The organism is Marinibacterium sp. SX1 (assembly GCF_050389775.1).
In the GTDB taxonomy this organism is placed as follows: domain Bacteria; phylum Pseudomonadota; class Alphaproteobacteria; order Rhodobacterales; family Rhodobacteraceae; genus Marinibacterium.
In genome coordinates, this window is sequence record NZ_CP177144.1 from 973,698 (window position 1) to 987,520 (window position 13,823).

A 13,823-nucleotide genomic window follows, 5' to 3' on the forward strand; every position below is an offset into this window, starting at 1 on the left:
ATGATTTGCTGGTATCGCGCCATGGATCGTCGTTTGCCCGGCGTGTCCTGGTGCGAGCAGGCAATGTTCGACTGGCCCGCGATGTCGAGCCGGGAACTGGAGACTACGCATGACCACTGACGCCCCCACCGAAACGGCCGCCGATCCCACCAAGCTCTATGATCCGGACGACCCGCGCTATTACGGCTATACGCGGTTCCAGTTCCGGCTGTGGCACGGCATGACGACCTGGGCCTTCGTCAAGATGATCAACGGCCGGGCCAAGTATATCTCGCCCCAGCGCTACGGCCTGTTCCTGTCGGTCCTGCTGCTGTCGCTGCTGCACAGCTTGCTGGCGATCTTCGTGCGGATTTTCTACACCGGCCGCATCCGGCGCACCCAGTTTGCCGGCGATCCGGTCTGCATCCTGGGCTTTCAGCGTTCGGGCACGACCTTTCTGAACGAGCTGATCGCCTGCGACGACCGCTTTGCCTATCCCGACAACCTGCAATGCATCATGCCGGAAAGCTTCATCCTGGCCGAGAAGCGCCTGCGCAAGTCCAATTCCATCATGAAGATGGAAAAGCGTCCGATGGACGACATGGACATGAGCATGGACGCCCCGCAGGAAGACGAGATCGCCCTGCTGAACTCGGGTGTGCCCAGCCCCTATTCCCAGATCGCCTTTCCCTCGGCCGGTGAATTCTATCACGAGGCCCTGGAACAGCAGCAATCCGACCCCGAGATGCGCCGCAAGTGGGTGCGGGCCTGGGTCTGGTTCCTGCGCAAGGTCCAGTTCCGCAACCCGGGCAAGCGGCTGCTGCTGAAATCGCCGACCCACACCGTGCGGGTGGGGCTGATCCGCGAGACCTTCCCGGATGCCAAGTTCATCCACATCACGCGCAATCCCTACCGGATCTTCCATTCCAACCTGAAGCTGGGCAAGGCCCTGTCAGTGACCCAGGGCTTCGAGGCCAAGGGCATGACCGACGCCCAGATGATCGAGGAGCTGATCGAAGGTTTCCCGGTCTTCCACGAGGCCTACGAGGAACAGAAGGCCGAGGTGGCCGAGGGCAACCTGGTGACCGTGCGCTACGAAGAGCTGGTGCGCGATCCGATTGCCGTGATGCGCCAGATCTACGAAGCGCTCGACCTGCCCGACATCGAACACGCCGTGCCGGCGATGCAGGCCTACGTGGATTCGCGCAAGGGCTACACGCCCAACACCTACAAGGAAGACCCCGAGATCGTGCGGATGATCAATGACAACTGGGGCATCTATTTCGATGCCTACGGCTATGATCGCCTGCCCGCCGAAGGTGACGCGCCGCCGGTCAACGAGGCCATCGTGACCGAAGACGGCGCCGCGCCGGGTGCGCCCGAAGACGATCCCGCCGACACGGCCACCACAGAGGTACCCAACGCCTCCCATGGCTGACCAGGACCTCCGGGCCGGAGGCGAGCATTACACCGGCGCGCGGATTGCCCGCGCGCTGGTGCGCTGGCACTGGCTGTTCTTCGCCCTCGCCGTCGCGCTGATCGCCTTCGGCACGGCGGGCATCTTCAAGGTCGAACGATCGACCAACACCCGGGCCTTCTTTGGGCCCGAGAACCCCGAATACCAGCTCTTGTTGCAGATCGAGGACATGTTCGTGTCCTCCGACAACATGATCCTGGCCGTGTCCGGCCCCGAGGGATCCGATTTCGACCCGGCCACGCTGGAAGCCGTGCGCGAGATCACCGAAGAGGCCTGGTACCTGCCGCATGTGCTGCGCGTCGATTCCCTGGCCAGCTTCAACCATTCCTGGGCCGAGGGTGACGAGATCATCGTCGAGCCGATCCTGCCCGAAGAGGGCGAGATCACGCCCGAAATCGCCGCCCAGGCCCGCGAGCGGGCGTTTGCCTCGGAAGAGCTGGTCGACCGGGTGGTTTCGGCCGACGGGCGGACCTTTGGCGTGGCGGTGTCGATCATCACGCCCGACCGGTCCAAGGAGACCTTCCAGGAGATCATGACGGCGGTCGAGGAACTGGCCGACCGGATCGAGACGGATTACCCGGGCCACGAGGTCTACATGACCGGCACCGTCATGGCGAGCCTGGCCTTTTCCAGCGCCGCCGGGCGCGACCTGAACGAGACCCTGCCGCTGGCCGCGGCCTCGACCGTGATCCTGCTGATCATCGGACTGGGCACCTTTTCGGGTGTCGTGGGCTCGGTTGTCGTGCTGCTTGGCGGCGCGGCGGTGACCCTGGGCGCGGGCGGGTGGCTTGGCATGTCGCTGACCCCGGGCAACGCGCCCAGCCCGCTGGCCGTGATCGTCATCGTGGCCGCGACCTGCATGCACCTGGTGCTGCATTGGCGCAACGCGCTTGGCGCGGGCATGACCAACCGCGAGGCCGTCGAACATTCGGTCGAGGAAAACCTCGCGCCGATCACCGTGACCAACCTGACCACGGCCTTCGGCTTTGCCTGCCTCAACTTCTCGGATGCGCCGCCGCTGCGCGACCTGGGCAACATGATCGCCGCCGGCACGCTGTGCGGCTGGCTGCTGTCGATCATGGTCATTCCCACGGCCCTGCTGGTGCTGCCGGCCATGCGCCGGCGCCGCGAGGGCCTGTTGCCGCGCGTGCTGCGCCGGGTCGGTGACCTGTGCCTGCGGTTCCGCCATGCCGTGCTGATCGTCTTTGCCGTGACCACGGTGATCTCGGTTTTCGGGATCTTCCGCATCCATTTCAACGACGATTTCATCCGCTACTTCGATCACAGCTACAAGCTGCGCCGCGACAGCGACATGATCGAGGACCGGCTGACCTCGCTGAAGATCGTGACCTTCGTGCTGGACAGCCCCTACGAGAGCGGGGTGTTCGAACCGCAGTTCCTGGACCATGTCGAAGAGTTCGAGACCTGGCTGAAGAGCCGGCCGGACGTGCGCCAGGTCTCGGTGATCAGCCAGCCGCTGAAGCGGTTGAACATGAACCTCAACGGCGACGATCCGGCCTTTTACCGCACGGCCGAAACGTCCGAGGCCAATGCCCAGCTGCTGATGCTCTACGAGCTGAACCTGCCCGTGGGCCAGGATCTGAACACCCAGCTGAGCATCGACCGCAAGCAGACCCTGATGTCGGTGTCGCTGGACGTGACCAGCAGCGCCGAGCTGCGCTGGTTCACCGAAGATGCCGAAGACTGGATGCAGGAAAACACGCCCGACATCGCCACGCTGGGCACCGGCGCGTCGATCACGTTTGCGCGCGTGTCCCAGCGCAACGGCTCGGCGATGTTCACCGGGGCGGTTGTTGTCCTTATCGTGATCTCGGCGACGATGATCGTGGCCCTGCGATCCTGGCGGTACGGCCTGCTCAGCCTGATCCCCAACCTGGTGCCGGCCATCATGGCCTTCGGCATCTGGGGCGTGGTCTATGGCGAGGTCAACCTGGGCTCGACCGTGGTGACGGTGATGACCTTCGGGATCGTGGTCGATGACACGGTGCACATGATGATGACCTATATCCGCCAGCGCAGGCTGGGCTTTGATCCGCGTGAATCCGTGCGGCGGATGCTGGCCAATGTCGGCACGGCCATCGCGCTGACCTCGGTCACGCTGGTCGCCGGGTTCTCGATCATCGCCATGTCGAGCTTTGCGATCAATGCCCACCTCGGCGCCCTGACGGCCCTGGTCGTCGCCATGGCCTTCCTGGCCGACCTGCTACTTCTCCCAGTGCTTCTTGTTACAGCCGAAGGAAAGAAAGAATGACTTTTCTCAAACGCATTTCATTTGTTTTTGCCCTGGCCGCCGCACCGCTGGCTGGTGCCGCCCCCGCCCTTGCCCAGACCGCCGAACAGAAAGGCGAGGACATCGCCCAGCGGGCCCAGGCCAAGGGCAAGGGTTTTGGCGACAGCCTGTCCAGCGGCCAGATGATCCTTTACACCAAGGGCGGGTCGCAATCGGAACGGCGGTTCAATGCCAAGTCGCTGGAAGGGCAGGGCAACAATCCCGGCGCCTCGCTGCTGGTCTTTGAATGGCCGGGCGACGTGCGGGACACCGCGCTGCTGACCTATTCCTACGACAACAAGGCCGATGACCAATGGCTCTACCTGCCGTCGGTCGGCCGGGTGAAGCGGATTTCCTCCTCGGCCCGGTCCGGGTCGTTCATGGGATCGGAATTCGCCTACGAGGACATGACCGACCAGGGCGCGGCCGAGTTCAACCACAAGTGGGTCCAGGACAGCGGCTGCCCGGTCGGCGGGGGCACCTGCCACGTGGTCGACCGCACGCCCAAGTCGCGGTCGGGCTATGCCATGCAGCGGGTCTGGTTCAACGCGGCCAATCTTTACGTGGTGCAGATCCAGTATTTCGACCGGGCCGGCAAGCACGTGAAAACGCTGCAAAGCTCGGGCCACAAGCAGTTCCAGGGCAAGTACTGGCGCCCGGGCAAGATGCGCATGGTCAACCATCTGACCGGCAAGAGCACCGACCTGCTGTGGTCGGGCTACAAGTTCCGCAACGGGTTCTCGGCCAATGATTTCAGCGTCCAGGCGCTGAAATCCCGCTGAGCATCGGCCGGGCCCGGGGGCGCACCCGGGCCCGGGCCGGCGGGCGCCGGGGGTTGCGCCCGGCGGCGAGGGATGCGTGAATTGACAGGCCCTGCGGGGGCAGAGCGGGAATGACGACGATGGCGATGACACGACAGAGGGCAACCAGGCCGGCCGGGGCGCTGGCGCTGTGCCTGGCCAGCCTGGCCGGGGCGGCCCAGGCCCAGGATTTCACCTATGGCGGGTCGATCGAGACAACGCTGCGCTATTATCCGCAGGACGGCATCTTGCCCGGCCAGACCGAGGCCGGCTTTTCACCCATCGTGAGCGGCGAGCTGAACACCCGCACGCGGTTCGAGAACGGCACGCTCGTCTTCGAAGTCTCGGGGCTGTACAACACCGAGACCGGCGAGGGCTATGCCGACATCCCGCGGGGCTATTACCAGTATTTCGGCGATGGCTGGGACGTGCTGGTCGGCTCCAACATCGAATACTGGGGCGTGAGCGAGGGCAACCGGGTCGTCGACACGGTCAACCAGCGCTACACGATCGACCAGACGGTCGACTACATCAGCCTCGGCCAGCCGATGGTCAATTTCAACCTGTCGACGGGCATGAACGCCACGCTCAGCCTGTACGGGCTGATCTATTTCCGCGACCGCGACCTGGGCTCGGCCGCCACGCGGTTCCGCTCGCCCTTCCTGATGAGCAACAATGACGCCGTCTACGAAGAGGGCAACGGCCGCAACCTGGATTTCGCCGCGCGCTACCGCACGTCGTTCAACGCGCTTGGCGGTGGGATGGACCTGGCCCTGTCCTATTTCGATGGCACCAACCGGGCGCCGTCGACGCTGCCCAATGTCTGCATCCTGCCAAGCGGGGTCTTTGACCAGGCCAATTGCGCGGCCGAGGTCCAGGCCAACAGCAGCACGGTCTATGCCGTGCCCTATTACGCCAAGCTGCGGCGCTACGGGCTGGAGCTGGTCTATTCCAACGGCGATCTGCAGCTGACCTTCGAAGGGGCGATCAGCCAGTCGCTGGACGAGACCTACAATTCGGTGGCCAGCGGGGCCCAGTATTCCTTTGGCGGGATCGGGCCGACGGGCGACACGCTGACCCTGGTGGCCGAGTATCTCTATGACGACCGGTCGGTGATCCAGCCGCTGACGATCTACGATGACGATGTCTTCCTGGGGTTTGCCTATTCGGGCAATGACGTGGCCGGGACCAGCATCCGCGGCGGAATCTATTACGACGTCAACACCAATGCCCAGATCTACACGGCGTCCTATTCGCGCCGGCTGGGCGATGCGCTGCGGCTGGAAGTGGCCGGGTTCGGGGTGAATTCGGCGGGCACGGGCGATCCGCTGGCCTTTGCCCAGGATGACGGATTCCTGCAGGTCTCGCTGGAATATTTCTTCTGACATCACGGGGCGGCGGACCGGGCGGCCGGCGGACGTCCCGCCCACCCACCCCCGTCCGCCGGCCGCCCGGGCACGGAGGGCATCACCGGGTGGGCCACGGGGCGCGGCGCGGGCAGGGGGCTTGACCGGCTGTCCGGCGAGCCCGACATAGAAGCGGAAAATCAAGGGAGGTGGCCGATGGCCAACTGGATTGCGGTCGACTGGGGCACCACGCGGATGCGGGCCTGGTCCATGGATGACGCCGGGCAGGTACTGGCCTCGGCGCAGTCCGACCTGGGCATGGGCGCGCTGACCCCGGCCGGGTTCGAAACCGCCCTGCTGGACACCGCCGGCGACTGGATCGACGGGCCGACCCGCGTGGTCGCCTGTGGCATGGTCGGGGCGCGACAGGGCTGGGCCGATGCGGGCTATGCGGTGGCCCCCTGCAAGCCACCGACCGGGGCCCATGCCGTGCCGGCCCCGTCGGAAGATCCCCGGCTCGAGGTCTTTCTGTTGCCAGGGGTCAGCCAGCAGCGCCCGGCCGACGTGATGCGTGGCGAGGAAACCCAGGTCGCCGGCTTCCTGGCCCTGCATCCCGATTTCGACGGGGTGATCTGCCTGCCCGGCACCCATACGAAATGGGTCCGGGTCAGCGCCGGCGAGATCGTCAGCTTTCGCAGTTTCATGACCGGCGAGATCTTTGCCCTGCTGTCGCACCAATCGGTGCTGCGCCACGGGCTTGAGGGCGAGGGCTGGGATGGCGAGGCCTTTGACGCCGGGGTGACCGACGGCATGGCCCGACCGCAATTGCTGACCAGTGACCTGTTCTGCCTGCGGGCCGAGGGGCTGTTGCACGGGATGGAGGCTCCGGCCGCGCGGGCGCGGCTGTCGGGCCTGCTGATCGGGATGGAGCTGGCCGGGGCGCGGCCCTACTGGCTGGGCCAGGACCTGGCCTTTATTGGGGCCGAGACCCTGTCGGATGCCTATCTGCGCGCGCTCAAGGCCCAGGCCGCGACGGGCACGCGGATGGATGCCGAGGCCATGACCCTGGCCGGGCTGACCGCTGCCCGGGCCGCCCTGGGCTGAACCACCCGGCGCCGTCCTGCGGGCGGGGGGCTGTATCGGCCCTCTGGCGGCCCAAGGCGGCGCGACACAGGGCGCCGCATCGGCCCGCAGACGGCCCAAGCCGGCAGGACACAGGGCATCAACACGGGCGAATCACAAGGCCGTGGCCGGCCCCCGAACGGGGCCTGGCCCGGCTTGACGCCGCAATCCTGGGCGTCTTTTCCGCTATCTCATGCTGAAAACATCATTTTTCGCGCCGATCCGCCGGCTGATTTATACCTGACTAAAAAACTCGGCTTGCTAATTCCGAGCAAAAAAGTAATGTTTATGCATCAGCCACCCCGTTCGGTCCACGGATCAGGGGAAGCCATTCCCAGACGTGGAGAAGTACGATGCGATACAAGCTGTCCGGCGTGGGTTCCCACGCGGACCGACGTGACGCGCCGCCGGTGTATCACGAGGAGGTTCGGGCGCTGCTGCAGGAAGCGGGGGTGCCCATGTCCAATGGCGTAGAATGGATCATCGAGAAAATGGAAGCGCGGGGGCGCGAAGCGACATGAACATGCGGTCTACTGTTACGGAAACCGAAAACTCCATCCCGGTTCTGCCCCAGCATGATGCGCTGGCGCTGACGGCCGGCGGCAACCTGGCCGAAATCGTCCTGGGTGACCAGGTCTATCGCCTTCGGATCACGAAGGCCGGGAAGCTGATCCTGACCAAATGACCGCCGCGCAACGACACCGGGGCGGCGCCCCGGTGGGGCTGGTGGCCGACCTGGACCCGGTCGAGGCCGGGCTGGTCATCTACCTGCGGCTCTATTGCTCGGGCGACGATGCGCGCGAGCAGGCCGAACGCGATTTCACGCTCAGCCTCGGCCCCGATCACGGGACGGAGGCGTTGGAAAGCCTGGGCCGGATCTGCGAGCTTTGCGCCGATCACGGGCGCCGGCCGCTGATGCGCCACGGGATCAGCTGCAAATGCCTGGGGGCTGATGAATCCTGCCTGGCCAACATGGTCGCCGCGGCGGGAACGGGCGAACGGGAAGAAGCCATGCTGCTGGCCGCGCTGATGGTGCGGGCCGACATGGCACCCTGCCTGGCCGGGCTGGCAGAGACGCTGGGCCTGGCGCTGGCACGGATGGCGGCGATGGCCGACGTGGTCGTGCCGCGCGCAGCGGGCCAGCCGGTCACGCTGCACTAGGGGTCCGTGACGGGCCGGGCGGCAATCAGCCCGCGCGGTCCGACGCGAAGATCCCGGCAAATTCGTCGAGCAGGAACCCGGCGATGATCGGGCCACAGGCGGCCCCGATGGCGCGGGCATTGAACCCGATCCGGCCCTCTTCGACCCGGGGCAGGATCAGCCCGCGCGCATCGAGCCGGGGCAACTCGGCCCGGATGCGTTCGACCAGCCGCGCCCGGATCGACAGGGGGATCGCCCCGTCGATCAGCACGGCTTCGAAATCGATGACGGCACAGGCGGCCAGGCAGGCCTGGGCCAGGGCGGCGCCGGTCTGGTCGATCCAGGGCGCGACGTGGTCTTCGAGCGAATCCCAGTTCTGGGGCATGTCCCACAGCATCGTGCTGTCATGGCCCGCCGCCCCGGCGCGGGCTTCGAGCGTATGCACCGAGGCCACGTCGATCAGCTGGACGGTGCGCCCGTCCGGCCCGGTGATGGGCAGCGATCCCAGCGCGCCGGCATTGCCGAACTGGCCTTCCAGCACGAGATGGTTCAGCACCACGCCGCCGCCGATGAAGGCGCCGAGATAAACATAGGCATAATCGCGGTAATGCTTGCCCGAGCCGTAGATCAGCTCGGCCCGGCAGGCGGCGGTGGCATCGTTGACGACATGGACGGGCAGGTCGGTGAAATCGCGGACCAATGCGCGGAAATCGACGGCCTTCCAGGCTTCGAAATCCTGGGCCGGGGCGCCGACCAGGTCATGCCAGTTCCACAGCTCGAAGGGCGCGGCGATGCCGATGCCGCAGACCCGGGTGCGGAGCTGGGCGGGCAAGTCGCGCAGCGCGGCTTCGAACCCGTCGCGCAGGAAGGCAAAGACCTTGTCGGGCATCGGGTAGGGATAGACCAGCCGGTACTCGGCCCGCACCGCCCCGGTGAAATCCATCAGGGCCAGGTTGGCGCTGCGCCGGCCGATCTTGAGCCCGAAGGAAAACAGCCCGTCGGGGTTCAGCGTGACCGGCACCGAGGGCTTGCCCACCTTGCCCCGCTGCGGCGCGCCGCGCAGCACCAGGTGGTCGGCTTCGAGCTTGCGCAGGATGACCGACACGGTCTGGGGTGACAGGCCCGATTGCACGGCCAGGTCGCGGCCCGCCATGGGGCCGTTGCGTTGCAGCATCGTCAGGATCAGCCGTTCGTTGTAGGCTCGAACGCCGCTTTGGTTGATCCCGCTTGTCAGTCGTCGAATTTCCGTCATCGCCCTGCGCCAGCATATCGGGGAGAAGTCTGCAAGAGGCTCATTATTAAATCAAGTTTACTTATTAATTGACATCGGCCCGGGAATCGCCTTTTTTGACGGGCGACGAGCACGGCGTAAGGAGAAACGCCGTCAAGTCGTTGCCTGTACGTCTGGGAGGACATCATGAAAAAACTGTTGCTGGGCACGGCATGTGCCATCATCACGAGCGCAGGTGCCGCTTTTGCCGCCGGCCACGAAACGGTTTCGGCCTGCCTGATCACCAAGACCGACACCAACCCGTTTTTCGTGAAGATGCGCGAAGGTGCCACGGCCAAGGCCGAGGAGCTGGGCATCGAACTGTCGAGCTACGCGGGCAAGATCGACGGTGACCACGAAACCCAGGTCGCGGCGATTGAGACCTGCATTGCCAACGGGGCCAAGGGCATCCTGCTGACGGCGTCCGACACATCGAGCATCGTGCCCGTCGTGCAGCAGGCCCGCGACGCGGGCATCCTGGTCATCGCGCTGGACACGCCGCTGGACCCGATCGACGGGGCCGACATGACCTTTGCCACCGACAATTTCCTGGCCGGCGAGCTGATCGGCCAATGGGCGGCAGCCAAGCTGGGCGGTGATGCGGCCAATGCCAAGATCGCCATGCTGGACCTGGCAATCAGCCAGCCGACCGTCGGCGTGCTGCGCGACCAGGGCTTCCTGACCGGTTTCGGCATCGACGTGGGCGACCCGGGCAAGTGGGGCGATGAAACCGATCCGCGCATCGTGGGCAACGACGTGACCGCCGGCAACCAGGAAGGCGGCCGGACGGCCATGGAAAACCTGCTGGCCAAGGATCCCTTCATCAACGTGGTCTACACGATCAACGAACCCGCCGCCGCCGGCGCCTACGAGGCCCTGCGGGCCGTGGGCCGCGAAAACGACGTGCTGATCGTGTCGGTCGATGGCGGCTGCCCCGGCGTTCAGAACATCAAGGAAGGCGTGATCGGCGCGACCTCGCAGCAATACCCGCTGCTGATGGCGTCCAAGGGCATCGAGGCCATCGCGGCCTGGGCCAAGGACGGCATCAAGCCCGAGGCAACCGGCGGCAAGGACTTCTTTGACACCGGTGTGGCGCTGGTGACCGACGAGCCGGCCGAAGGCGTCGAATCGATCGACACCGCCAAGGGCATGGAGCTCTGCTGGGGCTGATCCGGCCCCGTTCCACCAATGACAATGCAGGGGGCGGCCCGGGCCGCCCCCGTCCCGCAACCAGACGCGCGGCGGCGCGGTGCACATGAGGGTTAAGATGGCGGAGACGGAGAATTACGAGGCTGCGGTCTCGCGGGCCTCGTCCGAAGTGGCCTCGTTCGACGAACATGAAAAAGGCCTGTTCGGCCGGCTTCACCACCTGTTGCACACGACGCCCGCGCTGGTCCCGATGATCGTGCTGATCGCGGCGATCGTCGTCTTCGGCCTGGTGCTCGGGTCCAAGTTCTTTTCGCCCTTCGCCCTGACCCTGATCCTGCAACAGGTGCAGATCGTCGGCGTCCTGGCCGCCGCGCAATCGCTGATCATCCTGACCGCGGGCATCGATCTCAGCGTCGGTGCCATTGCCGTGCTGAGCTCGGTCATCATGGGCAAGTTCACCTTTGACTACGGCCTGCCGCCCTTTGTGGCCGTTGTGCTGGGCCTGGCCTGCGGCACGGCCATCGGCGGGCTGAACGGCTGGCTGGTCAGCCGGGTCAAGCTGCCGCCCTTCATCGTGACCCTGGGCATGTGGCAGATCGTGCTGGCTGCCAATTACCTTTACTCGGCCAACGAGACCATCCGCGCCCAGGAAATCGAGGAACAGGCCCCGTTCCTGCAATTCCTCGGCACGACCTTCAACATCGGCGGCGCGCGCCTGACCCTCGGCGTGATTGCCATGGTCCTGCTGGTGGCCGTGCTGGCCTATGCCCTGCGCGCCACGGCCTGGGGTCGCCATGTCTATGCCGTGGGCGACGACCCCGATGCGGCCGAACTGGCCGGGGTCAGCGTTCACCGCACCTTGATGTCGGTCTACATGCTGGTGGGTTTCATCTGCGCCCTGGCCGGCTGGGTCATGATCGGCCGCTTCGGCTCGGTCTCGCCCTCGGCCACGACGGGGGTCATCGGCAACATCCAGGCCATCACCGCCGTGGTGATCGGGGGCATTTCGCTCTTTGGCGGGCGCGGCTCGATCCTGGGGGCGTTCTTCGGCGCGTTGATCGTCGGCGTGTTCGAGCTGGGCCTGCGCATGGCCGGGGCCAACCCGCAATGGACCTTCCTGCTGATCGGCGTGCTGATCATCGGCGCCGTAGCCGTCGACCAGTGGATCCGCAAGGTGTCGGCATGACCTGCCGCACCGTTCCGCACGCCTCCGGCACCCGTGCCCGCCCGCCCCTGACCTCAACCCGGAAGGTGACAGCATGACCGCCCAGACCGGACCCGACCCCATCCTCAAGGCCCGCGGCCTGGTGAAACGATACGGCCGGGTCACCGCGCTCGACCGCTGCGACTTCGACCTCATGCCCGGCGAGATCCTGGCCGTGATCGGCGACAACGGCGCGGGCAAGTCGACCCTGATCAAGGCCATCTCGGGGGCCGTCATCCCCGACGAGGGCAACATCTGGCTCGATGGCAAGCCGGTGACCTTTTCCTCGCCCATCGATGCCCGCCAGAACGGCATCGAAACGGTCTACCAGACCCTGGCCATGTCGCCGGCCCTGTCCATCGCCGACAACATGTTCATGGGCCGCGAATTGCGCCGGCCCGGCTGGCGGGGCAGCCTGCTGCGCCAGCTCGATCGCCCCCGGATGGAGGAAATCGCCCGCCAGAAGCTGTCGGAACTGGGGCTGATGACCATCCAGAACATCAACCAGGCCGTCGAAACCCTGTCCGGCGGCCAGCGCCAGGGCGTGGCAGTGGCCCGCGCCGCGGCCTTCGGGTCGCGGGTGATCATCCTCGACGAACCGACGGCCGCCCTGGGCGTCAAGGAAAGCCGCCGCGTGCTCGACCTGATCCAGGACGTGAAATCGCGGGGCATCCCGATCATCCTGATCAGCCACAACATGCCCCATGTCTTCGAAGTGGCCGACCGCATCCATGTTCACCGCCTGGGCCGCCGGCTCTGTGTCATCGACCCCAGGCAACACACGATGTCCGACGCCGTGGCCTACATGACCGGTGCCGAAACCCCGCCCGAAGTGCTGCAACCGGCCTGACCCCACCCGCCGGCAGCGCCCGGGCCCCGGTTGGCCCCGGGGTTGCCCTTGTGCCGGCCGCCCGGGCGGGGCATCCCGTTTCGGCCGGCCCGTGGCGCCCGGCCGCCTGCAACCTGCATAAGGAACGACATCCATGATCCTCTGCTGTGGCGAGGCCCTGATCGATCTCATCCCCAACGGCCCCACGCGTGAGCCCCATGTCGGCGGCGCGGTGCTCAACACCGCCGTGGCCCTTGGCCGGCTGGGCGAAGAGGTGGCCATGCTGACCGGCCTGTCCTCGGATGAATACGGCCGCCTGATCGAGGTCCACGGCACGGCCAGCAATGTCAGCTTTGGCCCCTCGGTCCGTTCCGACCGGCCGACGACCCTGGCCGTGGTCACCCTGGTCGATGGCCAGGCCACCTATGATTTCCGCGACGACGGCTCGGCCACCCGCGACATCCGCCCGGCCGACATGCCCCCGCCGCCGCCGGGCACGGACGCCATGGTCTTCGGCGGCATCAGCCTGATCAACCCGCCGGTCGCCGACAGCCTGGCCGATTACTGCCGCCGCCATGCCGGCGAGGCCCTGGTCATGCTCGATGTCAACATCCGCCCGGGCTTCATCACCGATCCGGCCACCTACCGCGCCCGGCTGGCCGCCATGATTGCCGTGACCGACATCCTCAAGGTCTCCGACGAAGACCTGGCCTGGCTGCTGCCCGAAGCCCCGACCCAGGCCGAAGCCTTCGACAGCCTGCTCGACTCCGGCGCCTCCATGGTTGTCACCACCCGTGGCGCCGACGGGGCCATCGCGACCACCGCCGGCGGCCTGACCGTCGACGTGCCCAGCCCGGCCACCACCGTCGCCGATACCGTCGGCGCCGGCGACACGTTCAACGCCGGCCTGCTCTCGGGCCTGCGCCGCGCCGGCCATCTCTCGCGCGCGGGCCTGGCCCGCCTCGATGCCCCCGCCCTGGCCGAGGCCCTCTCGCTGGCCACCCGTGCCGCCTCGGTCACCGTCTCCCGGGCCGGGCCCAACCCGCCCTGGGCCCGCGAGCTTGCCTTGGGGGCCTGACCGCCCTCCTGCTTCTTTCTCTTCTTAAGTATTCCCGGGGGAGTCCTCGTTTACGAGGACGGGGGCAGCGCCCCCTTTCCCCCTTTTTTCACCCGTGCGCCGCCCAATTCCGCGCCATTTGCCCGCCATTTCGCCCAAA

At 66.5% G+C, this 13,823-nt stretch carries 13 protein-coding genes; 12 read left to right on the plus strand and 1 reads right to left on the minus strand.

Features of this window, described 5'->3' with window-relative positions; all coding sequences use genetic code 11:
* Positions 1 to 109: 109 nt before the first annotated feature.
* The 8 genes from ACK3BB_RS04465 to ACK3BB_RS04500 all read left to right on the plus strand — a co-directional run bounded on the left by ACK3BB_RS04465 (position 110) and on the right by ACK3BB_RS04500 (position 8,175).
* On the plus strand, positions 110 to 1,417 hold the full coding sequence (locus ACK3BB_RS04465; RefSeq protein WP_428927530.1) for a sulfotransferase family protein: 1,308 nt from the start codon (positions 110 to 112) through the stop codon (positions 1,415 to 1,417).
* Positions 1,410 to 3,728 carry an efflux RND transporter permease subunit gene (locus ACK3BB_RS04470; protein ID WP_428927531.1) on the plus strand — a complete coding sequence of 773 codons (2,319 nt, stop codon included), beginning with the start codon at positions 1,410 to 1,412 and terminating at the stop codon, positions 3,726 to 3,728. Before ACK3BB_RS04465 ends, ACK3BB_RS04470 begins: the two co-directional genes overlap by 8 nt.
* Positions 3,725 to 4,528 carry an outer membrane lipoprotein-sorting protein gene (locus ACK3BB_RS04475; RefSeq protein WP_428927532.1) on the plus strand — a complete coding sequence of 268 codons (804 nt, stop codon included), beginning with the start codon at positions 3,725 to 3,727 and terminating at the stop codon, positions 4,526 to 4,528. Before ACK3BB_RS04470 ends, ACK3BB_RS04475 begins: the two co-directional genes overlap by 4 nt.
* A 125-nt stretch (positions 4,529 to 4,653) precedes the next feature.
* On the plus strand, positions 4,654 to 5,931 hold the full coding sequence (locus ACK3BB_RS04480) for a hypothetical protein (protein ID WP_428927533.1): 1,278 nt from the start codon (positions 4,654 to 4,656) through the stop codon (positions 5,929 to 5,931).
* 177 nt (positions 5,932 to 6,108) lie between these two features.
* Entirely contained in the window at positions 6,109 to 6,996 is an 888-nt protein-coding gene (locus ACK3BB_RS04485) for a 2-dehydro-3-deoxygalactonokinase (RefSeq protein ID WP_428927534.1), read from the plus strand.
* A gap of 371 nt (positions 6,997 to 7,367) precedes the next feature.
* On the plus strand, positions 7,368 to 7,535 hold the full coding sequence (locus tag ACK3BB_RS04490; protein WP_428927535.1) for a hypothetical protein: 168 nt from the start codon (positions 7,368 to 7,370) through the stop codon (positions 7,533 to 7,535).
* Between the two features lie 2 nt (positions 7,536 to 7,537).
* Complete coding sequence (hemP, locus tag ACK3BB_RS04495) at positions 7,538 to 7,699, plus strand: hemin uptake protein HemP (protein WP_428927536.1); 162 nt, start codon at positions 7,538 to 7,540, stop codon at positions 7,697 to 7,699.
* Positions 7,696 to 8,175 carry a hypothetical protein gene (locus ACK3BB_RS04500; protein WP_428927537.1) on the plus strand — a complete coding sequence of 160 codons (480 nt, stop codon included), beginning with the start codon at positions 7,696 to 7,698 and terminating at the stop codon, positions 8,173 to 8,175. Before hemP ends, ACK3BB_RS04500 begins: the two co-directional genes overlap by 4 nt.
* A 25-nt stretch (positions 8,176 to 8,200) precedes the next feature.
* Here the strand turns inward: ACK3BB_RS04500 and ACK3BB_RS04505 are convergent, their stop codons facing one another.
* Positions 8,201 to 9,406: an ROK family transcriptional regulator gene (locus ACK3BB_RS04505; RefSeq protein ID WP_428927538.1), complete on the minus strand. Its 1,206-nt coding sequence runs from the start codon at positions 9,404 to 9,406 to the stop codon at positions 8,201 to 8,203.
* Positions 9,407 to 9,571: 165 nt separating this feature from the next.
* On the opposite strand from ACK3BB_RS04505, the gene ACK3BB_RS04510 reads away from it, so the two are divergent.
* The 4 genes from ACK3BB_RS04510 to ACK3BB_RS04525 all read left to right on the plus strand — a co-directional run bounded on the left by ACK3BB_RS04510 (position 9,572) and on the right by ACK3BB_RS04525 (position 13,684).
* Positions 9,572 to 10,594, plus strand: coding sequence for a sugar ABC transporter substrate-binding protein (locus ACK3BB_RS04510; RefSeq protein ID WP_428927539.1), 1,023 nt, complete (start codon positions 9,572 to 9,574; stop codon positions 10,592 to 10,594).
* Positions 10,595 to 10,691: 97 nt separating this feature from the next.
* A complete protein-coding gene (locus ACK3BB_RS04515) occupies positions 10,692 to 11,759 on the plus strand; it encodes an ABC transporter permease (protein ID WP_428927540.1) in 1,068 nt (355 codons plus the stop codon).
* A gap of 73 nt (positions 11,760 to 11,832) precedes the next feature.
* On the plus strand, positions 11,833 to 12,627 hold the full coding sequence (locus tag ACK3BB_RS04520; protein WP_428927541.1) for an ATP-binding cassette domain-containing protein: 795 nt from the start codon (positions 11,833 to 11,835) through the stop codon (positions 12,625 to 12,627).
* Between the two features lie 133 nt (positions 12,628 to 12,760).
* Positions 12,761 to 13,684, plus strand: coding sequence for a carbohydrate kinase family protein (locus tag ACK3BB_RS04525; RefSeq protein ID WP_428927542.1), 924 nt, complete (start codon positions 12,761 to 12,763; stop codon positions 13,682 to 13,684).
* The last annotated feature ends 139 nt before the right edge of the window (positions 13,685 to 13,823 follow it).